We start from the raw sequence: 25611 nt of genomic DNA on the forward strand, positions 1-25611 counted from the left end.
CAAAAGAAAACAGCCAGTAGTGGTAACAGCGGACTGCACGCGGCGTTAACATCGCGACAGGCTCACTCGACAAGCAACTAGCGCATGCCTGCAGGCTCGGTGAACGCGTGGACCAGTCGACGGCTTCGTCCCGCGGAAGAGTCGTCAAATTTGTCGCCGGTTCGTTTCACGAGACAGACTTCGTCGTTGACGATGATGTCGCCAAGGCTGAGCCGGGGCGCGCTGGTGACCTTGAGTCCGGCAGAAACGTCGCGACGGCATCGGTCAGGTCGTCGGCTTTGGTTCGGGACAAGGCCCGCCCTTCCGCTCGCCGGGCGCATCCCGCTCCGCGGGCGACGCGACCCCGACTGGACTCTTTTCCTCCGCGGCATCGTGCAACGGCTCGGCCAACGCGTCCCTTTTCATCTGGGGAAGCCCAGTCCCGAACCACTTCACCTTCTTCCGGACGTGAGCGGCATACGCCTTCCAGCCGTCAGGGTTGACCTCAAAAAGGTCGTGTTGAACGGTTGACGCCAGAGCCCTGCGGTTGAGTTCTGTGTCGAGCAATTCCCTTGGCCACAGGAAGAACGCTGGCGACTCGTGCGCTGAAATCGGCCACCGTCATCTTCGGGGCGAGCGCCCGGAGGAATTCAAAGTCCCGAAACAAATCCTGTTCGTTTGCAAGCTGCACCACCGGCGTGTCGGGCGCACCGGTCCGGGCTAAACAGTCAAAGCTTCGAGCATATCCTCGAGGTGAAGCAGCAGTTCGCGTCGGTCATATCGGTCGTCCATTGCAGCTATCTCCGCTCGTTACGTGCCTGGCTGGAAACGGTCTGTTTCGGTGCAACACCTCGACCCGGTGACTCTCGTCCCGGCGCGTCTTCGTCAACCAGTGCATCATCATCCTCTGACTGCACGAGGGGGCAGCGCTGTCAAGGACCGGCGAGCCGGAAGCGTTCGGAGCGTCGCCTGACCGCTCATCTTTATCATCATCGCGGCCCACGTCGCGCGTCTGTCTCTTTCGATGATTCGTCATGGTTACTGCTCATACGACACAAAGAGCTGTCCCTGCATCTTCTCGAAGCCGACCATTGGCTGCGGTTTGCGGCCGAGCGCGGAGATGCGAACGCTATCGCGGCGGTCCGCGAAGTTGACAAGCAGGTTGACAAGACGCTGCGAGACTTCGATGCCGGAAAGCTTCCGGTCAACAGGGTCAGGGAGGTGCAGCAGAGGATGCTCGATATGGCAATGAGCCGGCCGAGTCCACGTATCTTTACGGGGCAGTAACCGCCCTTGGTGTCGCGCGTGCGCTTTTGATAAGCGCACTGCGCGCGCCGCCTGTCGTCGTGTCGGTTTCCAGCTAAAGCGGCGCGCAAACTGGGTACCCGGCGATTTCACGAGATATACGTTGGTATAAGTTCTCGAGGTCAACGCACTATAAACGACATACGTTGTAAGAATGGATTTGCCAGCCCGGCGCGCGTACCTTTATTTCATGTCCGACGCGTTCCCGCTGCGCGCGACTATACACCGGCACGCGGGGGCACAGGAGCTTGCCATGTTCATCTATTCGATACGTTATCGCGATGTCTGCGGCCGTTGGTCGGTTGCCTTCGCGCAGGCCGCTTCACGGACCGACGCTGAAGCGATTGCAACCCGCCGTTATGGCGCTTTCCATTCCGTCAGCCGTGCCGGCTCACAGCCCGCATGACTAAGGCAGCGCAGATGCTGGACTGTCAGGCGCAGACCGTGCGCGCAGCAGTAACTCTTTCGTCTTTCGTGCACCCTTGTTAGCGCCATATGAACGCCGCTAATGCGTACGTCTACATGGCTCCGCGTCGCGAGCATCAATTCGCGGCTGCGTGGCGGAAATCTTTTGGGCCCTTGCTCCGGGCTCCAGGTCATCCGGCTCTCCGGTTCTGTGGCTGCTCCTGCGCAGAGCTTTTACGGCCTTGCAGATTCCCCCTGCAGCGCCTTTTTTCCTGTCAGTTTTGAACGCTTGCATGATACGTAGTCTTGCGAACTAGCGGTGCCTGCCCATGCCGGTCCTGCACCGTGTGTCCCCATTCTGGGGGAGACGTCATCAAACTCGTTGCAGCTACGAACGGCGTATTCAACGAGCCGGGCAACCGAGGGGGAAGCATGCGGTGGTACTAAACCGCTCAGAGTGCTCTCCACCGTCTCACTACAGGATGTCTCAAATGAAATTAGACGCCGTCACGTTTGACCGACTCCGCCGTCTCGCTCCGGTTCTCGATGACGTACTCAATGCGGGCGAAATCGAGCACGCAGAACAGGCGCTAGGCCTTGATTCGCTCGCCCAGCTATGCTCACAGCTCTTCGTTGCATACCACAGTCATTATCCGGGCGAGATTGCGCAAGTGCGACTCGACGCCCCCGAGTCGCAGTAGTGAACGCGCGAGCGGAAACAATCAGCGAAAAGTGCAGTTCTTCGAGCGCATGGAAACGCCTTCAGCCGTGTCTCATCCCTTGCGAAGCGTTCTCTGAGTCGAGTTGCGAGACGGAGAAAGCGGTGAGACGGGCGCATTCACCGGGCTGACGAGCAGTCACTGCAATCGCTGCGCTATGGCGCGAGTGGAAGAAGCTAAATTGCGCCGACGCCTTGCAGTACAACGTATTGGGACTAGACGTAAAGTGACGCCGTAGTCCCCTAGCACGGCGCCGAATTGCCAAGGTGCGCCATGTCCGAAAACATTCGCTCTTCTCTGCGCCGCGAGGTGGGGAAGTGGTTTTGCCCGACGAGCAACACACACGTTGCAAGATTCGGACGCATCTATCCAGGCGGCAACCGTTACGTCTGCATTCGCGCATCAAGGACCTCCGGGTTTTTTGTGCTCTACTTATTCATTATGGCGCGGGAGACTGGCGGATTTACCCGCCTTCTGGCGTTGGGCCGAGTATTGGCTATTCATCGGTTGAGTCCGTATTCCGAGCGTAAATCGTGGCTTGCTGCCGGACCAGGTGAACATGTTCGTTCAGTCGGTGACACAGGAAGAGGTCGACCTGCACTTCGGTGTGTACGAACGGATGCTTGCTGAGAAGCTGGGAGTCGTGCCACCCATCCAATAACCGAAGATGACCGTGCTCAGAGGCATCAACCGGGTCTTCGGTCGGCTGGCAGTCCCGGTTCAGCGCAACTGGTCTGCAGACGGACTAGGTTCCTCCGCGAAGGCACTCTGCGGAGCGGTTATTTGTGTCGCTATGCAACGTATTGCACGGGTAAGAGGCGACCGTGTCGTACCGCTGTACGCTGCTGGCACCGTGGGGCTGGCGTTTCAGGCGGCGAAGCGCGGCGGTAACCGTGCGGAACTAGCGGAGCCCTCGTGCATGAATGAGGTGGTGGGGACAAAGCTGGTCGATGTTGCTACCTCCTCAGTGCACCTGCAAGGGACCAGAGCCGAGACTGGCCGCCTGGCAGACTGAGCGGTCAACTGGCCGCCTTTGACCAGTTTGCAGTTCTGCTGGAATCTGGCCCGGCTGCGCAACTTGTCTACAAACATGCCATTTCGACCGTGCTGCCGGTCAATGGCAGGAGCCAGACACGTGAGCCGACCGAGGTGCCGGTGAATGGCGACAAGCCGAACCGCGTGCGAGGCCCTGTCCGATGAGAACTGCCATGACATGCTGTCGCTTACGCTTGACCTGCGCATAGCCAGACGACGTCTACGTCGAGAAGTTCAGACAGGCGCGCACAATCCGTACTCTTCGGAACAGTAACTCCGGCGCGCCAAAGGGTCACCTCGTGTTCCGATACGCCGAGTGACCTGGCCACCCGACCGGAGGTCACCTTGGCGCGCTTGATGGTCATGTCCAGTCGTGCAGCGAAGGCCCGCCTGGAGCCGTTGTGTTTGAGTGTGTCTTGCAGATGTACATCAAGATTCAGACGACGATTCATGACGTGCAATGCTCCGTGTAACTCATTGTGACCAAACCTAGGTACTTCAGGCTACGAAGGTGTGACACGACTTCGAGGTTGATGCTTGTAGTCGAACGCCATCACCCGGGCTGGCATGTCTTTCGCGTGAACTTCACTGCACCTGAACGCCCGTTGCGGCGCGTCTTCCCCGGTTTGAGTTAACGCTTTAAATGCCCGTTGTAATCGACACGGAGGCCGTTTTCCCTATCCCGTACAAGGCCAGAAGTTACTCCGCCGCTTTCTTCGAATGAAGTAGCAGCGCAATGACAACGCTCGCAGACGTAGGTCTGTCGGAAAACTTACCCAAAGGTCGGCACTGTTCGTGCGTCACCGACTTTGGTCACCCGCGGGTCCGGGAAGTTCCACTGGCGAATATCTGCTTGCGTGGAAAGGAGCGGCGTGCTGTTCCACGACCTCGTCACACATCGCGATGATGGTCTCCGGCGAAAGCGCCATCGCAATAAGGACGCAGACGCATACAGCGGGTGGCGGCGAGAGAAAAACACCCTTCTTCAAGGGTGTCCCAGATAGGCAGATTCAATTGGCGCCCCGACCGCCACCGTCCTGTAATGACATCTTCGTCGTTTGCAGTTCCTGCATCTGTCAACGTCCGCAGAGCACCCTTACGCAGCCCAGCGCGGAGGATGTTGTACGGGCTCGCGGCCGAGACCAATACGCCTGCGGAGCCGGTGTCGAAAATGCAGCCGACCCGGGAGCTTCCAGACGACGCGCTTCATCAGTTGGTCACCGTTGCCGAACATGCTGGGCGTTGGGCATTCATCTTCTGGAGGCGAACATGACTGATTTTCAGGGACAGGCTGTTACAGCCCAGCGAGCAAATCTTGACTTCATTTTCGGCCTGGCCAGCAGAGTGCTGGAGGGCGAGGAAAAGCTCATCAGACTGAATCTGGATACGGCGAGAACGACGCTTGCCGATTGGCACCAACGCGAGCAGGACGGGCTGGCGAAAAAGGGCCGACAGGAAGTTGCCAGTCTGCAGGACGCGCTGGCGCTGCACTCGGCGGAGAAGGTCCTGACGTACGAACGTCAGGTTGCGGAGATTGCGTCGGCCACGCAAACGCAGCTGGCAGAGGTCGTCAATGCGCGGTACCAGGAGGTCAGCCGCCAGCTTCAATCGTTCGTCGAGAATCTCGCGCAAAACGCCCCGGTTGGCTCCGAAGCCGCAATCGCATTTCTGAAACAAGCTTTTACGCTGGCCGACACCACTCAGGAAAGCGTGCAAAAGGCCACGAAGCAGGCAGTCGAAGTCGCGCAAAGTAACCTGGACGCCGCAACAAAAGCCGCATCGGAGGTGACCGAAGTGGCTGACCAGGCAGTCGGGAAAGCGGCAAAAGCGACGAAGCAATAATTTGAAGGAACGTTGAACCCGGGGTCGCACGGCGCGGCGAGCTAATGCGCCCGGCTACACGCTGCGACCTGGCCGCTGACTGAGGTTGACCCGGTTCGACGGATAGATTTGCAGTTGAGTTGGATAGATTTGCAGTTGAGTTTAGTGCGGTGTGGCACCTCCCGATAAGATCAAATCGCGGGTTGTCGACGGCCGGGCGGCGGGTCGCCTGTCACGACCACGACGCTGCCTGGCGGTGGACAACCCGCGCGGCGATAAGCTTTGACCTTGCGCATGCAGGTTTTCGAACTCGAGCGGCGAACAGTAGCCGATGCTGCTGTGCAGGCGGCGTATGTTGTACCAGCTCTCCAGAAACGAGAACAGACGCCGCCGTGCCTGTTCGTGGGTCGCGAAGTGTTCGCGACAGAGCAGTTCGGCTTCGAGCGTGCCGAAGAACGACTCGCACATCGCGTTGTCGTAAGCGTCGCCGGCGGTCCCCATCGACGGTTGTACGCCGGCTTCTCGGCAGCGCCGCCCGAAGGCAATGGAGGTGTATTGACAGCCTTGATCGGAATGTAGAATCACACCGTCATGGCGTCGTTGCTGCAACGCCATGTCCAGCGCGCGTAACATCAGTTCGGTGTACAGATGGTTGGACATCGCCCAGCCGATGATGCGACGGCTGAACACATCCAGCACGACTGCCAGATAGAGGAATCCTTCACCGGTGGGTACATAGGTCGCATCTGCGACCCACAGCACGTTTGTCGCGTCGGCACTGAAGTGCCGGCGCACCAGATCAGGCGCACGCCGGGCGCCTGCGCGTGGCCGTGTGGTGCGCGGCCAGCGCCGCCGGCTTGCCCCGCGCAGACCCGCCATACGCATGAGGCGCGCCACCCGCTTGCGCCCCACGTGTACGCCTTCGCGCGCGAGTTGCGCATGGATACGCGGTGCCCCATACGTGCCGCGCGAGCTTGCATGGAGCGTGCGGATATGCGCGAGCAGTTGCGCATCGCTACGCGTGCGCATCGCGGGCTCACGCACCAGCCACGTGTAATAGCCGCTCGTCGAGACGCCGAGCAGCCGTGCCATCATCGCGATGGGCCAGCGGGCCCGGTTCGCTTTCATGAATCCGTACCGCCCTTCGGTGGAATGGATCCCGTCTCCCTCGCGAACCAGGCTGCCGCGTGAGAGAGGATGTCGCGCTCCATCTTCAGTTGCCGGACTTCGCGACGCAACCGTGTGAGCTCCTGCCGTTCGGCTGTGGTCAGACCGTCATGCCGCACACCTGTGTCGCGATCAGCCTGCGCCACCCAGTTGTAGATGGTCTGTGCAGTCGGCTCGAACTCCTTTTCCAGTTCCTCCGGCCTGCGTCCGGCCTTCACCAGCCCGACCATTTGTGCCCGAAATTCCGCCGGGTACGGGGTACGATGCTTGCCCATAATCGGCACCTCCTTCTCCAAAGGATAGATGTCCGTTTTTCTGGGTCAACTTCAGACATATAAAGCCATAAGTTGCATGGGCTCTTTTAACAGATGACCTCCGCAGGAGCGGAGTTCTTTCGAAAGCACGTAATAGAAAAAAGGGCCTAAGCGATAAAGATGCCCCCACACTGTTTGCGGTTGGTTAGAGCTGGCCCTGTGCCCGTCAGCTCGCTCGAATCAGACAATGCCGCCGAGTTTCTCGCCGGCGCGGTTAGCCAGTATGGACTGCAACTTCTCGAGAGACAGAGGTTTGGTGAGGTGACAGTCAAAGCCGGCAGCAAGTGCCCGCGATTTATCGGGCTCCGCCGCATACCCAGTGAGGGCTATCAGCATAACGTTATCAAGTCGTTCGTCAGCCCTTATCACGCGGGCAACCTCAAAACCATCCATCTCAGGCATGCCGATGTCGATGATGGCGACCTCCGGGTGCGTCTCGTTGACGAGTCGCACCGCGTCATGGCCGTTGTCGCACGTTGTAATTTGATGTCCGTCTAGCTCCAGCAGAATACCTAATGACTGAAGCGCATCCGGATTGTCGTCAACGAGCAGGAGGCGGACGGGTCCCAGACCCAACGACTCTGCCGAATCCTTCGCTGCAAGCCGCTCTGCTTGAGACCGAAGTATCGGCAGACGCAGCGTGACGACTGTTCCTCTGTTAGCTCCCTCGCTGTGTATCGAGATGGTGCCGTCGTGAAGCTCCACCATCCGCTTGGCCACCGCAAGGCCGATTCCCAGACCGCCTTCTGCCCGGGCGCTGCCGCGAGCAGACTGAGCAAACAGTTCGAAGACATGTGGCTGGAGCGAACTGTCGATGCCAATGCCGTTGTCGACAATTTCGATAACGACGACATCTCCCCCGGACTTTTCCAGGTCACTCGGGATTTTCACCGCTAGTTCAATTGTCCCGCCGACCGGCGTGTATTTGGCAGCGTTTGACAGCAGGTTCCCAAGAACCTGACTCAGCCTCACATGGTCGGCGCGAACCGGCACTGGTACTTCAAGGCCAGTCAACTTGAGCGAATGTCGTCTTGACTCGATGTGATGCTTCACCGCGGTCACTGCGTCGAACGCAATCTCATTGAGCGAGGTGTCGCTGTGCTTGATGGCGAGCTTCCCGTGCTTTAGCCGCGCGGCATCCAGGAGGTCGTCGATAAGCGTTCGCAGATGCCGCATTTGCCGCTGTGCAATGGTCAGGACCTCGACCGCCTTTTCATTGTCCGCGCACAATCGCTTCGCCGCGCCGATGGCACTATCGATAGGCGCCATCGGGTTTCTCAGCTCATGTCCGAGCATTGCTACGAACTCGCCATGCCGGCGGTCGTTTTCGGCACCAATGTCGCGGGCGTCGACGATGGTTAGCGCAGCGCCGGCGGAGACTGCGAGATTCGAGAGCAGCCGGACATCCTCGAGGTCAAACCGGCGCGTAGGGGTGTGCGACATCACCCATATCGCTCCTGCAAATCCAGAACCGGTCGGAATCGGAACCACCAGTCCTTCGGTGATTTCCACGCCCGGAAACCGGAGGCTGGGGAAGTGCTCCTGTGGCTGGACAAACAGTTGCGGTTCGCCGGACTCCAGCGTCAGTCCGCACGGACATTCACGCCACGCCGTCGCCTTACCTTCCAATCCAACGCACAATCCGGCGACTGCCAGCCAGCGAAACTGCGAATGTAGGCCCGTTTCTTCAACAAGACTGATTCCGGAGCTGCCTGCGTTACACAGCAGTAGCGCAGCGTCGGCGACTTCCTGCAGTAGCTGTCCCCGGGACCCGGTCTGCGCGCGAGCGAGCCGCAGCAGCACGGCGTTTTCTGAAGCATGGTCGGCCGCTCTTGAGGGACGCGTGCTGAGTGCATCCGTCTGCGTGCGTTTGCGATTGCTTTCCATGACATCCGTTCGCGTTTGAAAGGGATGAAGCTCGATGGGCCGCTATCGTGCTGGCATTCTGCGGACCCGGCTAACGAACCGGGAAATGCATTGTCGCGTTGCTCGTCTGCGAGACCAGCACACGACTTACAATTATCACCTTTCTCCTGTCCTATCGCGGACATTTACTCAGGTCCGACCAGAAGCGGAGCCCCTTCCCAAATTGGACTGGTCATCCGCCGTTGCTGGCACGTACGAACGGCGCGCGGACGGCCGACGCGGAGGGCCCATAGACGCGAAACTTGCGCCTGCGAATGGCTCGGGGCGCGTTGGCATGCGCCATTCGCCCTCGCCAGTCGACCTCTCAAGCATGCCCCGGCATGGATGTTGTAGAACCCTCCTAACTCTCTGGAGCTGGCCATGAAATCCACGCCTACAGCTGCGCTGGTGGGCATTTTGTGACTCGCGGTGCCGCGCTTGGCGTGAATCAGCCCGCGCTTGTGCGAGGGCACTCGACCGCGCAGCACGCAACAGCGCTGTCATGGAACGACTCTTAAGTACTGGGTATCCGCACCGTGGCAAGCGACCGGCCCCCGTTAATGGGCATACCACCTGCTCGATTGCTTCACGGACGGGACTACCGGTGCTACGCTGGCCTTGGGCCCGCAGCATGTCGACGCTGGCGGTCGGTCCAGCTGTAATCAGAAGCTGCGCGGCCTCCAGCCGCCGGCTATGAGGAGGAATCCATGACGGCTCGTTCCATCGCGTCTCTGACGCTTTCCTTCGGCCTGGTTTCCATCCCGGTCAAACTGTACTCGGCCACCGAGAGCGCCTCAGGGGTTGGCTTCAATCTCCTGACGCCAGAAGGCGGGCGGGTGAAGCAGCAGTACATCTCTGAGGCGACAGGCGAGGTGGTGGCTCGCGCCGACATGAAGAAGGGTTACGAGTTCGAAAAGGGGCAGTTCGTCGTCTTCGCTGCGGACGAGCTGAAGGCGCTTGAAGAGGGTGCTACGCACGTTGTAGAAATTGTCTCCTTCGTGCCGGAAAAATCGGTCGACCCGCTCTACTACGACAAGGCGTATTTCATTGCGCCGGACAAACGGGGTGGCAAACCCTACAGTCTGCTGCAGCAGGCGATGCGCCAAAGCGAACGGTGCGCACTCGCCAAATGGTCCTATAAAGGCAAAACCCGCATCGTCCAGATACGGCCCGCTGAAGACGGTATGGTTTTCCAGCAGCTGCTGTTCGCAGATGAGGTGCGCGCATTGAGCGATTTGCATATCGAGCAGGAGCCCGTAACCGCCACGGAACTCAAGCTTGCGCTGCAAATCATCGACCAGGTCTCCGAAGACGCTTACGACCCGTCGGCTTATGAGGACGAGGAGAAAAAGCGGATTCTCGAGGCCATCGACCAGAAAATCGCGGGCAAGCAGATTGTGTCTCCAGAGCAGTCCATGAGTGAGTCGGGCGGCCAGGTAATTGACCTGATGGAAGCTCTTCGGGCGAGTCTCAGCGCCAACAAGGCGAAACGGGAAGTACCGGCGAAGACGGCGCCGGCCAGGACAACGGCAACGAAGAAGACCACCGCCGCTGACGTCGAAGTGTTGGCTGCCAAACCTCGCCGGCCTGTCAAACGAGCCACACCGAAAGCCGACGTCAAAAAAGAAGCACCGCCGGCAAAGGTCCGAGCACGCAAGTGACCAGACGGAGCCAGTCAAACGATTACTCGTTGCGCAGCCTTCAATCGCTGCTGGGCGTGTCGCGTCGGGTGCTTTCCGGGCTGATTGAAGCCGGATTTGTTCACCCTGCACGCGGCCGAAGAAACGAACTTCGATTCTCCTTCCAGGATGTAGTGGTCCTGCGCACAGCATTTCAGTTGCAATCAGCCAAAATCTCATCACGGAAGATTCTGAGGGCGCTTGCCAAGCTGAAAGCCGAACTTCCTGACGAGCTTCCGCTTTCTGGAATTCGAATCACATCGGTAGGCGAGACGGTGGCTGTCAGGTCAGGACAGGCCCAATGGGACGCCGCTTCCGGCCAGCACCTGCTCGACTTCGAGGTCGCACCTATTAGAGGCGAGGTCGCGTTCCTCGACTCGGCACCGCGAAACCAGACGAGTCGCGAACAGCAAGCGGAGGAATGGTTCGCACTCGCCGAACAACTCACCGGAACCGATGCTATTGGCGCGGAGCAGGCGTACCGGAAAGTGCTCGAGCTCGCGCCATCACCGCATTACCACGCTTATACGAATCTGGGCGTATTGCTGTGCGAGGCAGAAACGCGTTGCGACGAGGCATTGTCCGTTTTTGATGGGGCGTTAGAGCACTTCCCAGATGACGCGTTACTCCACTTCAACCGCGCGGTCGTTCTCGAAGAGCTGAAACGCTATGACGCTGCGGCGACAGCCTATCAGCGATGCATAGAACTTGACCCGACGCATGCAGACGCACACTTTAACCTCGCCCGGCTGAGCGAGATTCGCGGCGACAAACAGGGTCTAGTTCGACACCTTAGTGCTTATCGCCGGTTGATTGGCTGAACTGGACCTCGCCGACGATTCATGTGTTTCAGAGCACGGCGTTCGACCTATCAACCCGTTCATGAGGATGCTGAAACTCCGCGGCATGTCCAGGCGACGGCCTGATGCAAGCACGTACAAAGCTGCAGCTGCGTTGCGCATCGTTCTCGTAACGCAACTGTTCTGTCGAAGTTCATCGACGTGACTTGTCCTCCACCCACGTTTTACTTGTCCTCCACCCACGCGCAACTTGTCCTCCACCCACGTTTTGCTTGGCCTTCACACACGGAAAATGGGTATCCACTTCCGAAAACTGCGCTGCAGGCAAGATGTTTTCTCGGTCGAGCACTCCGGTAATCTTATAATCTTTAATCTGTGTAATTCGCTATCCTTGAGCGACGCGTCTCTCGTTATTCGCACTTGATAGCCTTCCTGCCAAGCTCCCGTGTGTTTGCTTCAATTGCTGTTCACTTTAGAGCGCGGAGAGTTTGGGCAACCAAGACGAAGGATTAGCGCACGCGAGTTACCTCTGCCACCGAACGCGGCCGCCTGCACACTCCCACGAGTCGCGGCCACACGACTAGAAGTCGCCGGTGCTTCAATGCGCTCCTTTGGCTGCCTGTGCACAGCTTCGAGAAAAGAACCGTAGCAATGCCGCTTGCGCCATGGTTCGCGTTCCTCTTTCCGACAACCCCCTTGTCGGCCAGTTCCACGAAAGTGTCGACAACATGCCGCACCTTGGGTCGTAGATGAGCCACCTTCGGCCAGACGGCGTGCACGTCTATCTGGCTCAGTAACGGTCTAAAGTCGCGAAGCGATGTGGGGCTAGAAAACAAGGGGCCACCCGAAGGTGGCCTGAAAACTTAGGCTATTGACTACCGTTTTCATACTGCCGACTGCTACTTCGTCGGCGTCGCGTTCGTTTGCCTACCGTCGACGCCTTCCCCGAGCGTGTGATTTTTAGCGTTCTCCTTCTCAGGCGCGCCGCCGCTTTCCGCGGTCTGGACGCCGGTCACGAAGCCGCGACCAAGCGTCATGCCACTTCCTGAAAATGCGCTCTTTGCGGCCTGGCAACTGGCTCGCTTTAGTGCGTCACTTGAACCAGTTATCGGCAAACGCCGACGCAGCTTTAGCCGTTCGAGCGTCTGCTCGGACCGACAGCTTCAGCTCGGGTGCGGGTAGGCCCTTCACGCTCGCCGTAGCTCCGGTGAACAGGATAGTGCCGCTGCCGCGAGTCACCATCCGAACTGCGGCGGCCTGAGGAATCAGAAATCCACCGAGGGCCATCACTCTGATGGCATCCTCAAGCTTTTGTGGGTCGATGGCTTCAACCGCTGCGCGATAGCTGCCGCTCGCGTTGTAGACAACAAGGTCGGGAGCGCCGAATGCGTTCTCTACGCGGTCCTCCAGATTCAATTAGGGATAGTGATGCGGAGCACGTTGTCTTGCGCTCTTGCGTAACGCTTCCTACTAGCCAATAGTAGATGTGACAAATTGCATTCACGTACCGGGGGCGGCCTTTACCAGCAGGGTTCGGGGACGGGCGTGCTTACGGCACAGCGGACGTTGTGCCCGATGGCCCGAGATTCCGACTTAGCCGAATCGTAGCCGCAGACGAGCTTTCCGCATTTCACATATCGTCACATAGCGCTGGTATAAGCAAAGGGAGCCAACCGTGCAGGAGAAGGATGTTGACCATCTCGCGCTCCCCAAGTCGTACGAGACATCCCTTTGAAAAATTATTTATCGACCTTGGCAGTCACTCGCCCGATAAGGCGCTGGCAGCACTGACCTCTGCAATGCAGGAAGAACGACGCGACATGAACGCGTTTGAGTGGTTGTCGCAGGCGCTCCCCGGCGCAACGCTCAAACCAGCGCTGGCGTTTGGCTCCGTCAGCGAGCTCTACCGGTCATATACACGGCCCGCGGAATTCGAGCGGCTGAAGGGCCTCCGGCGCGTGTGAGGGGACGTGGCCGTAATGCTGGAGCGGGCTGAATGGGGATGCTCGACGGCGCCGTCGGCACGATGGTGATGGACATCGGCCGCGCGGAAACCAAATGCGCTTGACCGCGCTTGGGACTCGGAGCGCGGTCGCTGCCGTCATGCAGATGCAGAAAGCCAGAACGTCAGCTCGGCGTCGGGCTTCTCTCCTGCAGCCACAGGGAAATACCGGTTTTGCCAATGGTCGTCAGGCTGAAGCCCCTGCCAGCTGTCCTTGGTTCCATATTGCGCCAGAAGGTAGCGCCAGCGATAGTGGTCATACACGTCGAGCACATGGACCGTGTACGCGCGGGCAAGGCTTTCGTTGCCCCTGATGACAAGCAGATTCTCATCGTTGGTGAAGGACGCCTTGTAGCCGAGGTTGTGACTGCCCACCACCACCGTGCAGTTGACGGGGTCAAACGGGTCGATGACGACAATCTTGTCGTGAATGACCGCGTGGCCTGCGTTGAGCAGTTCCTTTTCCCACATCCCGAACGTGTCATCAATGGCTGTTGCAGGGATAACCTGTGCGGGGTCATCCGGCTCTCGCCCGTTATCGTGGAGGTCGATAACGAAATTCCCGGCGCGCTCGACGTTGGTCAGCGCGCCACGAATGAACAGCTTGGGGTTCGCTTCCAGGGCGGCGGCCGCTGCGTCCACAACGCTGGGACTGCCAGGGTCAAAGCACAGGAAGAGAACGGCGTGCTTCGCGGCCTTGATAAGTCCTTCGACGTCGGCGATGTCAACCGGCGCTTCCGGGTTCTTGGGCTTGTTCTTTTGCGGAGTGTTTGGCGAGAACCAGACGGTAGCGTTGGACGCCCCCGGCACCTGAACATTGACTGGTGTCTGGTTGTCGGTACGGAACGTTTTCCCTTGCAAGGCGTGAGCGTCGCCATTGGCAGCGTCCGTGTCCTGCTTCAGTCTGTCCCAGTAGTCTGAATAGGCTTGCGCGACGGTGGGCGAACGAACAATCACGCTGTTGTTTGTCTGGGCGCATAGTCCGGTGGACGTCCAGTTGGCCGAACCCGTCAGTACAGCAGCCGGCTTGCCCTTGCTATCTACGTAGAGCACGAACTTGTTGTGTCCGATGTGGCTGCCGTCGGGAAGGATGCGGTCGAGGACATCCACGCCGGATTTGTGGAGGTCATCCCGTGCCGGCTTGTTCTCCTTATCCGGGTTGCCGCTGTCGCTGTCGAAGGTGTTCGACAGAATCAGATGCAGGCGCCTGTTCCCGATGAGGTGGGACTCCAGCTCCTTGTCGTGCAACTCGTAGAGCGCCGCGTAGCAGTTCCCACCCTCTGCGTTTGCTTCAACAAGCAGGGCCGGCAATGCGGTGATGAGGTCGCTCGCCAAAGACTTGCGTAATGCGTCTTTCGGGTCAGCTATCCGCTTTAACAACGCACCCGCATCTGGCGCGCCGGTACGTTTGCTGATGGGCACCTCGTGCGTGAGCGACTGGGTAGCTAGAATCCCCCGATTGAAGTAAGCCTTCAATGATGAAGCGTCGTCGGCAGGGCCATGGTCTGCTATCAGCGTCACGGGATTTGAGAAGAGCGGGTGCACATCCGGGTAAGGAATGAGCGTGGGAAAGCCCTTGTTATCGAAGGTCCCTTTGAGCGGAATGACCTGGTAGATGTACGGGCCAGGCGATGCCAGGTCTGTCACGGACAGGTCTTTCCAGAAGAGCTTCTGGATAGGCGCCTGCGCGGTAGTCCGCCCGCTCTTGCCGGCGTTCGGGTCGCCGGGAAATCCCGCCATGGCGGGGAGCGACTCGCCCTGTGGTTCGCCGCTAGCCGTGTTTGCCGGATTCGGCCGGAATACGCCGAACGTCGCAGCCTACGCAATCCTTGCGCTTACCCTCGAACGTCCAGGCCACCATAATCACATCATTGTTCGAAAACGCGATGCATTTCGTCGACATGTCTATCTCTCCATGTGAAGGCGCGCGATGCGGGTTGACCGTTGCCGGGAGCAACCCCGAGAGCGTATGCGGCGAAAGCGTCAAATTTGAGGCAAAGGGTGACGCATCTTTCATGGAAGCGCTGACAACTATGACCCGGTTACGCCCTGCCGAGCATACGTCGAGAGGCTGAAAACTAAAGGCATCGATGTTCCGCTCACGGAATATCCAGGTGCAGGTCACATTTTCGACGGTCGGGCGTTCAAGCAGCCAGTAACCTTACCGCAGGCGCAGACTGTCCGGAATTGCAGTTGGGAAGAAGTGGACAACGGTCAATTACTGAATGCGAAAACAAAGTCACCTTTCTCGTACAGCGACCCGTGCGTTGAGCGAGGAGCGAGGAGCGACGCTAGCCTATGACGGAGAGGCAGCCAAAAAAGCAAAGGCCGCCGTGCGTGATTTTGTGCATGTCACGCTTAGACCGACGGGGCCCCAATGAGGCTTGTTCATGCAGACCTATATGAGCGCCGCGCCAGGATTGGGGCTCCCAATCCTCTCTCGGGCTGATGAGCCGGACATGCCCGTTGGACTGTCGATGGGCACGCAAACCGCGCAAGCGACATCGGTCACAAGATGGCCTTATAGGCGAGCGTGTCGACAGCCCTTGCTACGTGCCTGTCCCTTGGCGGATTTAACGTGAACGTTCGTCGCTCGTGAGTTCGGGTTGAATTTGTGCCCTAAGCGAAGCGGGTCGGTAGCAGCATGGACTGCTCTAGATAGCGGGCCGCGTCGAGGGCGCCGCCCGTCAACAGCCGGGGCTTGAGCCGTTCTCAGACGCTGACTCCGCCAGACACGCAGTCTGACGGCGCGCGGAGAGGTGCTGCTTCCCGACCACACACCGGCCGCCGTCATTGCTTCCTGGCTCCCCACTTCTCAAGACTTCTCGCGATGTTTGAGAATTCTCAGGTTCGGTGAGAATTCGTGCAGCGCGTCCTAGCGGCGGGCCTTCAGTTTGGCGTGAATACCGCGACGAGCTGTTACGTTGCAACGGTCGAGTTGCCTGAGGTCGACGAGTTGTTGACAGTATTGAGAGTCGGGTACACCAATGCGGGACACGGCGGTCGAGCTCACCAGGACGTCCTCATAAACGACAATTACGCCTTTGTTGTCGAGCTCAAACGATAGGCCCCACGCAATTGACTGTACAACGTTTTGCTCCGAATTAGCCGTGGTTATCGACCCACGCACGACACCATGAAAGGCCTGCCGATTCTGCCTCTTCACCAGTACCGGCGATACCTGAAGCCGCGAGCCAGTTGGGCCGGCCCCCGCGAAAACCGGACATGTGGCAACGCTTAAATTATGAGGTAGTCTTCCGCCCATGTTTAAGCCTATGTCTAATGTGGAACCCGTCGAGGTTCTGACCCAGCCTGAGCAGCGCCGCCGGCGCTCTGTTGAAGAGAAGCTCGTGATAGTGCGCGAGACCTTCGAGCCCGGAGCAACCGTTTCCGGAGTTGCGCGTCGTCATCAGGTGAATGCAAACCAGGTGTTCGGCTGGCGCAAGCTCTATCAGGACGGAAGCCTGTCAGCAGTCAGTGCCGGCGAGCAGGTGGTGCCGGCATCCGACCTGGCCGAAGCGATGAAGCAGATTCGTGAACTCCAGCGACTGCTGGGCAAGAAGACGATGGAAGTGGAAATCCTCCGCGAAGCAGTGGAGTACGGCCGGGCAAAAAAATTGATTGCGCGCTCACCATTGCTGCCGGGGGACGACCGATGAAGACGGTCTGTGAAGTCCTGGGTGTGTCGCGCTCTAATCTCGCGGTGAAATCAAAGCGCGACGCTGAATGGGTCGACAAGCGCAAGACGCCCGCCCGTGACGACATGCCGCTCGTTGCGGAGCTCCAGGGGCTGATTGCTGATTTGCCCACTTACGGCTACCGGCGCGCCTGGGCCCTCCTACGGCGAAACCGGGACGCACAGGGGCAGCCTCGCGTTAATGCAAAACGGGTTTATCGGGTCATGCATACCCACGGCCTGCTGCTCGAGCGCCGCGCTCGACATCCCGAATCCACGCGCCGGCACGATGGCAGGGTCGCGGTGGACCGGAGCAATGCGCGCTGGTGCTCGGACGGCTTCGAATTCCGTTGTGATGACGGCTCGCCGCTGCGCGTCATCTTTGCGCTGGACTGTTGCGACCGGGAGGCTATGAGCTGGGCTGCGACCACTGGAGGCTATACCGGAGACATGGTGCGTGATGTCATGCTTCAGGCTGTAGAAAGCCGTTTCGATGGTGCGCTGAAAACCGACAGCGAAATCGAGTGGCTCAGCGACAACGGTTCCTGCTACATTGCCGTGGAGACGCTGGCGTTCTCAAAACACGTGGGCCTGAAAGCCATCACGACGCCGGTCAGAAGTCCGCAGAGCAACGGCATGGCCGAAAGCTTCGTCAAAACGATGAAGAGAGACTACGTCTCGTGGATGCCGAAGCCGGACGCGAGAACGGCGTTGCAGAATCTGGCCATCGCGTTTGACCATTACAACGAGTTGCATCCGCACAGCGCCCTGAAATACCGCTCACCACGCGAGTTTCGCCAGCGAGCAAATTCACCAACCTAAGCGTGACCGCATGTCCGGTCATGCAGGGGCAAGTCCACCAGTCCAGAGGAAGGGTGTTACCGCGACTCGAGGGCGTCGAGGCATGCCTGCTCCGTATCGTCCGGGTGCAGGTGGCGGTATGCGTCGAACAATTGTGAGCACAGGGCTGCCAATGCAGTGAGATTCACAGCCTGGTCTGCATACTCGACCTCGCCTGCGTTAAGGATGTCGTCGAGGAAGGGAGCCAGGCGACGCAGTTTCCGGAAAGTGGCGGCGTCAAGTTTCATATCGGAACTCCTCAGCGGGCAGAGCGCACCCTAGGCTGACTGCCCCAAGGCGTTGTCCGGCCCCGCCAACTTGCGGGCGTCCCCACCAGTTCAGTTAAGCACCCGCTTCGGCCTCCGACGGACACGAATCTCCGTTGACGGCTCATGTGACTCGCGGTGCTGGACGTCGTGTGGCAAGGCGGCCTCGGGGGTGCCTTCCGTTGCTGCCAATCGCATTGTTTCCGGGTCGAGACCGCCCTCAGCACTGCGCAGGTGCGGGCGCGGTTGACGCCACCCAATGTCCTATCAGCACGTCGTGTCCTGGCTCTCATCGGTTTCCTCCTGCCGCACTGCACACCGAACCTGGGAAACCACTTGAATACTAGACTGCAGGACCTCCAGTAGCAAGGAAACTGACAGCCCGCAGTGTGCGGCTGCGGACACCCGATAACGCTGCTGGCCGAGCTTTAATTGTGCACTGCACAGCACGAAAGAAGTGTTACACGTTGTTAAACCACAGGGAGAGGGTATACGCTTAAGCAACCTGCCCTGCGAGACATCCATGGACACTCCCATCCTGCTGGACCGCAACGGATTGCTTGCCGCATGGCATCGCCTTGTCGCGACCGCGCAACATGCCATGCGCGACCGGTACGAGTTGAACGGGTTCGGCGAGGTGGTGGCGAATGGTTGCCCGTCGGGGAGGCGCCAACTGGCCTTCACAGACATTTACTGTCAGCTGGCCGAACAGATGGGGCACCTTGCCGCCATGTCAGTGCCCGTGATGACACTATCGTTTGGTATCCGGGTACCGGACGTGATATGGATGGCGCCCGAAAAATGGGAAGGTCTTGATGGTGACACCCCCGTGCCGTTTGTACCCGACCTTTGCGTAGAAGTGCTGCTCGATAGCGACCGGCAGCGTGAGATGAACCGTAGGGTCGCGGCGTACCTGGAAGGCGGCGCGAAGGAGGTGATTGTGGTCAGACAGGATGGGGGACTTGAATTTTGGGGAGCCGAGGGCCGACGCCAGGCTTCCGCGTTCGCGATAGCACTCTCGCTCGAGCCCCTGTATTGCCAGGTCAGTGCGTCCGTCAGCATCATCGGCAGTCAGGTCTACGACGATATACACCATCGAGTTGCGGAAATGACTTCCGCCCGGGCTGTCGGACATGACTCGGTGCAGTGGGAGGCGAAGCAGACCAACGCTAATGCGCCGCTGCTGAATCACGCGACATCGGCGCAGTCATAATCCGTGTGCGTCGACTCATCCTGATGTCGGCCCGGGTACTTGTGGCAACCACGCGGGCGCAGAGCTGTCGTTCCTCGATGCGGACTTGCGCTTTGTTTGTAGCCATCGCCAACTCCAACCGCTGCGGCGTCCGCATTTCTTGCTTGTGACGGGCCGCTATGGGACGTATTGTTGCTGAAGCCCGCCCCTATGGGCCGGTTGATAAAGGCGATTCATAATCTGCTCGACAACAGCTCGGCGTGGTGCCCCAATCTACTCCGCTTCTGCAAAAGCTAATGTGGAATCGATGAACGTCTGCTCGCGCCCCTCGGCATAGCGCAGCGCTTCACTGGCAGACATAAATTTCACCGGCTCCGGGAAGATTGCGATGCTGCCTGGCCGGCGACCCCTTCCTTTCTATGGACCACGACATTGAGAAACGGCGTTCTGTTCCGTTAAACGATGGACTTTGGACTTCCGCTATCTGCACCAGAATGCCGTATCCGCGATACAGGCAACGCGACTGGGTCCGCATGGCTGCCTCCTCTGTGCGCCGCTGTAGGAATAAGACACGACGACGCAACGACCGTTCCAGGAAGTCCGTGCACGTTAGCGCCTGGCCGCCAGCGTGTCGGCGTTTCGCTGTGCAATCGAACATGGCTTCCCCATTGGAAAATTGGCCGCATCCTGGCGGGACTCTGGCAGCGCGCGTTGCCACTTCAAGCGACGCGTGGCACGCAGGACGGCCTATGATGAAATCATTGAGGTGCGGAAAACGTGCCTCCTAACCCAGAGGAGCGAGAATCATGGCCAAGCAAGATACCGAATCCAGCGTCTACAGCGTCACGGAAATTATCGGCACCAGCCCAACCTCCTGGGAGGATGCGGCGAAAAATGCTGTGGAAATTGCAGCGAACTCGCTGCGTGATTTGCGAGTCGCCGAAGTCTGCAAGCTCGACATGAGGGTCGATAGCGGCAAGGTCGTTGAATACCGGGCGCGAGTATCTTTGTCTTTCAAGTACGAAGCATGAAACGGCGACCCCGCACCACGGCAGAGAAGAGGCTTGCGATACTGCAAGTTTGCGGCATCGAGCTTGTACGCCAGTTGCGGACGGCGCAACTCCCAGAATGCTTACGCTCCGGTGGTCGAGATGCACGACGCCCTCGGCATGTAGCGCTAGCGCGCCTGCGGGGCCGTGCAGTTCAGTCTGGCGGTGTGCCTGCGTGGCAGCGGGCTTCAGTCCGTCCGGCGCCTCTTGCCGCTGCGAGCTGGCGGGACGCGCTCGCCTTCAACGCACGTAAATTCGACCACGTTCGTTGCATCCCAGATAGCGCAGTCCATCCGGGCCCGGCTACTGTCGCGCCACGGTCAAACCGCCGCTGGCCGATGCGGCAGCAGGAGTATTTACCTTGGCGCCTGCAGCACTATAGCCACTCGCACGTGGCGCTGCAGGGGCTCATGTCCAGCTCACCGAGGTCCATCGATTGCCGTGTCGGGACGAACCGCGAGACGAGCGTCCGCGACTGCTTATGCGGCGCCAATCGAGCAACTCGAGGACCCGGTTGTTACGCCTTCGCGCTGACGGTCTTGCCCGCTTTGTCGATGACTTCGACAGCCTGCTTGGCTGCCGACTTTGCATTCTCGTAGGTCGCATTTCCGGCGTCACGCGCAGCGCCGAAGCCCGTCTTCCACAGCGATACAAATGCTTCACTGCCCGCCGGCGCGTTCCTGAAGAGGTTCTCGAAGAGCGCCTGGGATTGCCGAACGTACTCATCAATCTGCTTCTCGCTGGTCGCGAGGATTTCGCTGCGCGCCTCGGACATGATTTCGTTCACATGCCGCCAGTAGGCCTGAAGCTTCTCGTTCGATGCCTGTGCCTGACGCGATTGCAAGGTGAAGAAAGCCTCGGGTGACTTAACCGAAACGGCTTCCGTCGCAACCGCCTGGTTCTCGGCCAAACTGGCCCTGGTGGCTTCGACATTCAGTTGGACCAGCTTTTCAAAGCCTTTGAAACCACTTTCGAAAAGACTGTAAAGCGCTGCTGCGCGTGCTTTCTGTGCTGCAACAAACTGTTCCGGGGCCACGGTACTCATGCTAGTCACTCCATTCAGGAAAAGGGCAAAAGGGTGTCGACCATTGTTAGTAGTCCGAACAAGAGCGTGGCAGGGGCATCTGCGCTGACCTTGCAGGGGCCCCGACACTCCACCGTGCCAGGTGAAAGCGGCTACCCGGACTCTCCGCTGACTTGTACTGCAACGCACTATTCATTCATGCAATGCCACAAATTAGCCCTGGCGGTGGACGTCTGTCAACCCGGAAGCCCCTTTGCACTGGCAGCCCAGTGTGGTTCTAAACGCCTGTCGTCAGTACAGGCCACGCTTTGCGCTAAGTAGGTACTTTCCCGGAAGACAGCCGCCAATGACGGCGCCAATGGGCCGGCCAGCGGTGCGGGTTGACGAAAATGAAGCCGCCCATCCGGCAACAGCAGGCTACAACAGAAAAGCCCGGTGTTCCATGTACCGCAATGCGCAAAAAAAGCCGCAGACATCGCTGCGGCCGGAACACACACGCAACGCATTGGGGGCGCTGGCGTGTCGATAATCGTATAGGCCCGGGCCAAAGAAGCAATCGGGTATATCGTCTGGATATTGGCCGCCAGCGCTTTGAGCACTTGTCGTCAGGACTTCGCGCATGCTACTCGTAAACCACTGTTGCAAAGGCGCCAGGGAGTCATGGCGGTGACATCTTGCGGTATCTGTTATCGATGCCGGAAGCGGCGATGCTGGTGAAAAGCAGATGGCCCGCATGAACGGGCCATCCGGTTCAAACCATTCGACGACCCGCGCCTACAGCGGCTGAATGTTCGATGCCTGCTTGCCCTTCGGGCCCTGTTTCACTTCGAAGCTCACCTTCTGGCTCTCTTGCAACGATTTGAAGCCGCTTCCCTGGACTTCAGAGAAATGTGCGAACAGGTCTTCTCCGCCATCATCTGGCGTAATGAATCCGAAGCCCTTCGCGTCGTTGAACCACTTGACTGTACCTGTTGCCATTTTGCTGAATCTTCCAAAGAGACGGGTTGTGTTGGACGACGGTCAGCTGGACGGCTGACTCGAGCCATTTCGGTTTTACCACAGCGGATTGACGGCCGACAACCAGGGGCATCGGCACATGGAGACTGCTGTCGCATTTCGTTGGTCCGCAACATGTCATGCTGACGGCGAACTGAAGGAGCGAAGGTGGCCGCGAGGAGGCCGCTGACTGGCCTGTTGCCGGCCTCGAAGGGAACTCGGCGAAATCTGTTCGGCGGCTAACCCAGCCTATCAGCGATGCATAGAACTTGACCCGACGCATGCCGATGCTCACTTCAACCTCGCCCGGCTGAGCGAGATTGGTGGTGACAAACAAGGTCTCGTTCGGCACCTTAGTGCTTATCGCCGGCTGGTTGGCTGAACTCGGCCTACCGAAGGGTACATGGTCTTCGCTGTGTGACCATAGCCTGATGACGCCGCAGCAGCCGTCTGCGGTGCGACAAGTCGAGCATCAGGATAGCCGCCGGGCTTGCGAGACACCGTCGCTGGAGTGGAGTTGCCACCGGGACACGTCATCTAACGTGAGTAAGTCGACTTTCGGGAAAAAGCTCCTACTTTGGGGAGGTCTGTTCGACTCCCAGCACCACCCACTTCCCATTTTGTTGTTGGTAGAGCGTTGCCGATGCTGTTTTCAGGTCCCCTTGCTCATTGAAGGCAATGGTCCCTGTTACGCCATCGAATGAAATCGCGTGCAGTGAGCTCAGGTACTTCCTCGGGTCCGTCGAGTCAGCCTTCTTCATGGCGTTCATCATCGCCCAAGCCGCGTCATAAGCGAGCGGGGCGAACTGCACAATACCAATTCCAAATCGCGCCTTCATCGTCGCATCTAGCTCTGCGGCATGCGGCATCCGGCCAAGTGGCGCCCCGTACTCCCAGCTATACATGCCTTGTCCACTCTGACCGACCAGCCGGAGGAAAGTGTCATTCGTGAAGCCGCCTTCCCCCATGTATTTGGCTTTAATTCCAAGCTGGTGAATCTGCTTGGCCACACCGGCGGCTTGGATGTCCTGGCCCACATAGAAAATCAGGTCAGGATTCAGCCCTTTGATTGTGGTCAAGACGGCTCGGAAGTCTATGGATTTCGTCGTCGTGTATTGCCATGAGGCTAGCCTCGCTCCTGCATTCTGGACGGCCTTCACGTACTCGGTGGCGAGATTGGTTCCATAGTCGGTGCTGTCGTCAATCACCGCCACGCGCTTTGCTCCGAGTTGCCTCACCGAATAATTAGCCGCAAGAACAGCCATCTGGTCGTCGTTGCTGATAGTTCGGAAAGTAGTTTCGAAGCCTTGCGCCGTATACGAAGGAGAGCTTGAGGCCGGAGAAATCTGCGGAATGCCAGCCCTACGATACACAGCCGAAGCGGCGATAGAGCATCCTGAATTGTGGTGACCGATGACCCCGCTAACCCCTTCGTCCACGAAACGTTGCGCGACGAGCACAGCCGTTTTGGGGTCGCCAGCGTCATCCTGGCCGTCAACCTCAAATCGAATCTTCTGACCTCCAATGACGAGACCGCGGGCATTCGCTTCTTCGAAGGCAAGTCGTGCCGCATTCTCCTCGTCCTTACCGTATGAAGCCGAAAACCCGGACAAAGGCGCGGCAACGCCAATCTTGACGACCTTGACTTCCTCGGCGCGCGCTCGATTCGCGAGGGCGAAGCACACGGATAGAAGAGCGAGCGTCATCACGATTCGACGGAGCATCAATCCTCCAGGTGAACAAAGCTTTCTGAAGCAAACCGACTAGGCAACGAGCAGCCGCTCGAAATTTATTTCATCTGCACCGCCTGGCCAGTGTGGTTTATCGTTGGGCAGGCAGCGCAGATGGCGAAGCGCCTAAGCGATTTTCTTACTTCGCAACCGGCATTGTAAACTCGGCACCTTTACCGATGCTGTCTGGCCACCGCTGCATGACGCTCTTATATCGCGTGTAGAAGCGAATCCCTTCTTCGCCATAAGCGTGATGGTCGCCGAAGAGCGAACGCTTCCAGCCGCCGAAGGAGTGCCATGCCATCGGAACAGGAATCGGAACGTTCACGCCGACCATGCCGACTTGAATCTGGCGCGCGAAAGCCCGAGCTACTCCGCCATCCGACGTGTAAAGCGAGACGCCATTGCCGAACTCGTGTGCGTTAATCAGCTTCACCGCGCTGGCGAAGTCCGGCACACGGACAACAGCGAGGACAGGGCCGAAAATCTCTTCCTTGTAGATTTTCATATCCGTTCGCACGTGGTCAAACAGCGTGCCGCCGATGAAGAAGCCGTTCTCCGAGGAGACCGGATGGTTCCGGCCGTCCACGATGAGCTTCGCACCTTCGGCCTCGCCAGACTCGATGTAGCCGGAGACCTTCGTCTTGTGTTCCGCCGTGACGAGCGGCCCCATCTCGGCGTCGAGATTCTCGCCGTTCTTGATGACAAGGGACTTCACACGGGGAATAAGCTTCTCGATGAGCTGGTCGCCCGTGTTGCCGACTGCAACTGCCACGGAGATGGCCATGCAGCGTTCGCCGGCCGAACCGTAGGCCGCGCCAATCAGCGCATTGACCGCCTGGTCGAGGTCGGCGTCGGGCATCACGACAAGGTGATTCTTGGCGCCACCGAGCGCCTGCACCCGCTTGCCACGCTTCGAAGCTTCCGTGTGAATATACTCCGCAATCGGCGTCGAGCCAACGAAGGAGATTGCCGCCACGTCGGGATGCTCGATGAGCGCATCGACCGCAACCTTGTCACCATTCACGACATTGAAGACACCGTCGGGAAGCCCTGCTTCCTTCAGCAACTCGGCAAGACGCAGCGACGCGGACGGGTCGCGCTCCGAGGGTTTCAGGATGAAAGTGTTCCCGCACGCGAGGGCGACCGGGAACATCCACATCGGGACCATCACCGGGAAGTTGAACGGCGTGATGCCTGCCACGACACCCAGCGGTTGACGCAGATTCCAGTTGTCGATGCCGCCACCAATCTGGTCGGTGAAGTCCGTCTTCAGCAGATTCGGAATGCCGCAAGCGAATTCGACGACTTCGATGCCGCGAATGACTTCGCCCTGCGCGTCAGTGAAGACCTTTCCATGCTCGCGCGTGATGAGCATCGCCAGTTCGTCGTGATGCTTGTTCAGCAGCTCCTTGAACTTGAACAGGATTCGTGCGCGCTTGAGCGGCGCCATCTCGCTCCAGTTAGGGAACGCCGCGTTTGCAGCTTCCACCGCCCGGTTGACTTCCTCGACCGAGGCAAGTGCGACAGAGCCCGCCACGTCGCCAGTCGCGGGGTTGAAAACGTCCTTGAACCGGTCGCTCGACGGTGCAACCACCTGACCGTTGATGAAGTGGCTGACCTGCTTCACAGAAAGACTCGCCTTCTCGCTTGCAACATTCATTTCAGAACTCCGGATTCGTGCCCGGCCATCTCGGCTGGGCGATT

21 protein-coding genes and 3 pseudogenes are annotated in these 25611 nt (G+C 59.1%); 11 read left to right on the forward strand and 13 right to left on the reverse strand.

Going from position 1 to position 25611, the window contains the following annotated elements:
* Positions 1 to 264 precede the first annotated feature (264 nt).
* Positions 265 to 771, reverse strand: a pseudogene (locus OKW29_RS39835) (hypothetical protein).
* 246 nt (positions 772 to 1017) lie between these two features.
* Complete coding sequence (locus OKW29_RS39840) at positions 1018 to 1377, reverse strand: hypothetical protein (protein ID WP_429294734.1); 360 nt, start codon at positions 1375 to 1377, stop codon at positions 1018 to 1020.
* Between the two features lie 160 nt (positions 1378 to 1537).
* On the opposite strand from OKW29_RS39840, the gene OKW29_RS39845 reads away from it, so the two are divergent.
* From OKW29_RS39845 to OKW29_RS39855, 3 genes are all read left to right on the forward strand, one after another.
* Positions 1538 to 1690, forward strand: a complete 153-nt coding sequence (locus OKW29_RS39845; RefSeq protein WP_429294735.1) for a hypothetical protein — start codon at positions 1538 to 1540, stop codon at positions 1688 to 1690.
* Between the two features lie 490 nt (positions 1691 to 2180).
* Positions 2181 to 2390 (forward strand): hypothetical protein, encoded by a 210-nt coding sequence (locus tag OKW29_RS39850; protein WP_429294736.1) that lies wholly within the window; start codon positions 2181 to 2183, stop codon positions 2388 to 2390.
* 1029 nt (positions 2391 to 3419) lie between these two features.
* Positions 3420 to 3608 carry an RNA chaperone Hfq gene (locus tag OKW29_RS39855; protein WP_429295016.1) on the forward strand — a complete coding sequence of 63 codons (189 nt, stop codon included), beginning with the start codon at positions 3420 to 3422 and terminating at the stop codon, positions 3606 to 3608.
* Between the two features lie 23 nt (positions 3609 to 3631).
* Here the strand turns inward: OKW29_RS39855 and OKW29_RS39860 are convergent, their stop codons facing one another.
* Positions 3632 to 3895 carry an XRE family transcriptional regulator gene (locus tag OKW29_RS39860; protein ID WP_429294737.1) on the reverse strand — a complete coding sequence of 88 codons (264 nt, stop codon included), beginning with the start codon at positions 3893 to 3895 and terminating at the stop codon, positions 3632 to 3634.
* Positions 3896 to 4712: 817 nt separating this feature from the next.
* Between OKW29_RS39860 and phaP (OKW29_RS39865) the strand changes: the two genes are divergently transcribed.
* Entirely contained in the window at positions 4713 to 5285 is a 573-nt protein-coding gene (gene phaP / locus OKW29_RS39865) for a TIGR01841 family phasin (protein ID WP_429294738.1), read from the forward strand.
* Between the two features lie 273 nt (positions 5286 to 5558).
* Here phaP (OKW29_RS39865) and OKW29_RS39870 read toward each other — a convergent pair.
* A pseudogene (locus OKW29_RS39870) lies at positions 5559 to 6706 on the reverse strand (IS3 family transposase); the annotation flags it as partial.
* A gap of 219 nt (positions 6707 to 6925) precedes the next feature.
* Positions 6926 to 8632: a hybrid sensor histidine kinase/response regulator gene (locus OKW29_RS39875; protein ID WP_429294739.1), complete on the reverse strand. Its 1707-nt coding sequence runs from the start codon at positions 8630 to 8632 to the stop codon at positions 6926 to 6928.
* A 725-nt stretch (positions 8633 to 9357) separates the two neighbouring features.
* Between OKW29_RS39875 and OKW29_RS39880 the strand changes: the two genes are divergently transcribed.
* Together OKW29_RS39880 and OKW29_RS39885 are read left to right on the forward strand one after the other, a co-directional pair.
* The gene (locus OKW29_RS39880) at positions 9358 to 10311 is read left to right on the forward strand and encodes a Ku protein (protein ID WP_429294740.1); all 954 of its coding nucleotides are present in this window, start codon (positions 9358 to 9360) and stop codon (positions 10309 to 10311) included.
* The gene (locus tag OKW29_RS39885) at positions 10308 to 11150 is read left to right on the forward strand and encodes a tetratricopeptide repeat protein (protein ID WP_429294741.1); all 843 of its coding nucleotides are present in this window, start codon (positions 10308 to 10310) and stop codon (positions 11148 to 11150) included. Before OKW29_RS39880 ends, OKW29_RS39885 begins: the two co-directional genes overlap by 4 nt.
* Before the next feature lie 878 nt (positions 11151 to 12028).
* On the opposite strand, the gene OKW29_RS39890 is transcribed toward OKW29_RS39885, so the two are convergent.
* Entirely contained in the window at positions 12029 to 12166 is a 138-nt protein-coding gene (locus OKW29_RS39890; protein ID WP_429294742.1) for a hypothetical protein, read from the reverse strand.
* A 55-nt stretch (positions 12167 to 12221) separates the two neighbouring features.
* Positions 12222 to 12545: an SDR family NAD(P)-dependent oxidoreductase gene (locus tag OKW29_RS39895; protein WP_429294743.1), complete on the reverse strand. Its 324-nt coding sequence runs from the start codon at positions 12543 to 12545 to the stop codon at positions 12222 to 12224.
* Positions 12546 to 12817: 272 nt separating this feature from the next.
* Between OKW29_RS39895 and OKW29_RS39900 the strand changes: the two genes are divergently transcribed.
* On the forward strand, positions 12818 to 13093 hold the full coding sequence (locus OKW29_RS39900; protein ID WP_429294744.1) for a hypothetical protein: 276 nt from the start codon (positions 12818 to 12820) through the stop codon (positions 13091 to 13093).
* A gap of 137 nt (positions 13094 to 13230) precedes the next feature.
* On the opposite strand, the gene OKW29_RS39905 is transcribed toward OKW29_RS39900, so the two are convergent.
* Entirely contained in the window at positions 13231 to 14871 is a 1641-nt protein-coding gene (locus OKW29_RS39905; protein WP_429294745.1) for a phospholipase D-like domain-containing protein, read from the reverse strand.
* Positions 14872 to 16406: 1535 nt separating this feature from the next.
* Here OKW29_RS39905 and OKW29_RS39910 point away from each other — a divergent pair.
* Positions 16407 to 17629 (forward strand): IS3 family transposase gene (locus tag OKW29_RS39910; RefSeq protein ID WP_429292102.1). Its coding sequence is split into 2 segments (ribosomal slippage): positions 16407 to 16740 and positions 16740 to 17629, totalling 1224 coding nucleotides; the frame shifts between segments, so codons are not numbered across the junction.
* A gap of 56 nt (positions 17630 to 17685) precedes the next feature.
* Here OKW29_RS39910 and OKW29_RS39915 read toward each other — a convergent pair.
* A complete protein-coding gene (locus tag OKW29_RS39915; protein ID WP_429294746.1) occupies positions 17686 to 17895 on the reverse strand; it encodes a hypothetical protein in 210 nt (69 codons plus the stop codon).
* 541 nt (positions 17896 to 18436) lie between these two features.
* Here OKW29_RS39915 and OKW29_RS39920 point away from each other — a divergent pair.
* Both OKW29_RS39920 and OKW29_RS39925 read left to right on the forward strand, forming a co-directional pair.
* Positions 18437 to 19126, forward strand: a complete 690-nt coding sequence (locus tag OKW29_RS39920) for a Uma2 family endonuclease (protein ID WP_429294747.1) — start codon at positions 18437 to 18439, stop codon at positions 19124 to 19126.
* A gap of 785 nt (positions 19127 to 19911) precedes the next feature.
* Positions 19912 to 20136 (forward strand): dodecin family protein, encoded by a 225-nt coding sequence (locus tag OKW29_RS39925; protein ID WP_018419043.1) that lies wholly within the window; start codon positions 19912 to 19914, stop codon positions 20134 to 20136.
* A 535-nt stretch (positions 20137 to 20671) separates the two neighbouring features.
* On the opposite strand, the gene phaP (OKW29_RS39930) is transcribed toward OKW29_RS39925, so the two are convergent.
* Positions 20672 to 21199, reverse strand: a complete 528-nt coding sequence (phaP, locus tag OKW29_RS39930) for a TIGR01841 family phasin (RefSeq protein WP_429294748.1) — start codon at positions 21197 to 21199, stop codon at positions 20672 to 20674.
* Positions 21200 to 21952: 753 nt separating this feature from the next.
* Positions 21953 to 22156, reverse strand: coding sequence for a cold-shock protein (locus OKW29_RS39935; protein WP_429294749.1), 204 nt, complete (start codon positions 22154 to 22156; stop codon positions 21953 to 21955).
* 253 nt (positions 22157 to 22409) lie between these two features.
* On the opposite strand from OKW29_RS39935, the pseudogene OKW29_RS39940 reads away from it, so the two are divergent.
* Positions 22410 to 22556 (forward strand): annotated as a pseudogene (locus OKW29_RS39940) (tetratricopeptide repeat protein); the annotation flags it as partial.
* A gap of 190 nt (positions 22557 to 22746) precedes the next feature.
* Here OKW29_RS39940 and OKW29_RS39945 read toward each other — a convergent pair.
* Positions 22747 to 23898, reverse strand: coding sequence for a branched-chain amino acid ABC transporter substrate-binding protein (locus OKW29_RS39945; RefSeq protein WP_429294750.1), 1152 nt, complete (start codon positions 23896 to 23898; stop codon positions 22747 to 22749).
* 145 nt (positions 23899 to 24043) lie between these two features.
* Positions 24044 to 25567, reverse strand: coding sequence for a CoA-acylating methylmalonate-semialdehyde dehydrogenase (locus OKW29_RS39950; RefSeq protein ID WP_429294751.1), 1524 nt, complete (start codon positions 25565 to 25567; stop codon positions 24044 to 24046).
* Positions 25568 to 25611 lie beyond the last annotated feature (44 nt).

This window comes from Paraburkholderia sp. CI3 (genome assembly GCF_050436505.1).
GTDB classification, from domain to species: domain Bacteria; phylum Pseudomonadota; class Gammaproteobacteria; order Burkholderiales; family Burkholderiaceae; genus Paraburkholderia; species Paraburkholderia tuberum.

What these genes read in the sequence shown, in the direction of transcription:
- OKW29_RS39915 (WP_429294746.1), bottom strand. Translation starts at nt 17,895, where the DNA reads ATGAAACTTGACGCCGCCACTTTCCGGAAACTGCGTCGCCTGGCTCCC.
- OKW29_RS39905 (WP_429294745.1), bottom strand. Translation starts at nt 14,871, where the DNA reads ATGGCGGGATTTCCCGGCGACCCGAACGCCGGCAAGAGCGGGCGGACT.
- phaP (WP_429294738.1), top strand. Translation starts at nt 4,713, where the DNA reads ATGACTGATTTTCAGGGACAGGCTGTTACAGCCCAGCGAGCAAATCTT.
- OKW29_RS39880 (WP_429294740.1), top strand. Translation starts at nt 9,358, where the DNA reads ATGACGGCTCGTTCCATCGCGTCTCTGACGCTTTCCTTCGGCCTGGTT.
- OKW29_RS39875 (WP_429294739.1), bottom strand. Translation starts at nt 8,632, where the DNA reads ATGGAAAGCAATCGCAAACGCACGCAGACGGATGCACTCAGCACGCGT.
- OKW29_RS39945 (WP_429294750.1), bottom strand. Translation starts at nt 23,898, where the DNA reads ATGCTCCGTCGAATCGTGATGACGCTCGCTCTTCTATCCGTGTGCTTC.
- OKW29_RS39845 (WP_429294735.1), top strand. Translation starts at nt 1,538, where the DNA reads ATGTTCATCTATTCGATACGTTATCGCGATGTCTGCGGCCGTTGGTCG.
- OKW29_RS39900 (WP_429294744.1), top strand. Translation starts at nt 12,818, where the DNA reads ATGTTGACCATCTCGCGCTCCCCAAGTCGTACGAGACATCCCTTTGAA.
- phaP (WP_429294748.1), bottom strand. Translation starts at nt 21,199, where the DNA reads ATGAGTACCGTGGCCCCGGAACAGTTTGTTGCAGCACAGAAAGCACGC.
- OKW29_RS39890 (WP_429294742.1), bottom strand. Translation starts at nt 12,166, where the DNA reads ATGACGCTTGGTCGCGGCTTCGTGACCGGCGTCCAGACCGCGGAAAGC.
- OKW29_RS39935 (WP_429294749.1), bottom strand. Translation starts at nt 22,156, where the DNA reads ATGGCAACAGGTACAGTCAAGTGGTTCAACGACGCGAAGGGCTTCGGA.
- OKW29_RS39950 (WP_429294751.1), bottom strand. Translation starts at nt 25,567, where the DNA reads ATGAATGTTGCAAGCGAGAAGGCGAGTCTTTCTGTGAAGCAGGTCAGC.
- OKW29_RS39850 (WP_429294736.1), top strand. Translation starts at nt 2,181, where the DNA reads ATGAAATTAGACGCCGTCACGTTTGACCGACTCCGCCGTCTCGCTCCG.
- OKW29_RS39925 (WP_018419043.1), top strand. Translation starts at nt 19,912, where the DNA reads ATGGCCAAGCAAGATACCGAATCCAGCGTCTACAGCGTCACGGAAATT.
- OKW29_RS39860 (WP_429294737.1), bottom strand. Translation starts at nt 3,895, where the DNA reads ATGAATCGTCGTCTGAATCTTGATGTACATCTGCAAGACACACTCAAA.
- OKW29_RS39920 (WP_429294747.1), top strand. Translation starts at nt 18,437, where the DNA reads ATGGACACTCCCATCCTGCTGGACCGCAACGGATTGCTTGCCGCATGG.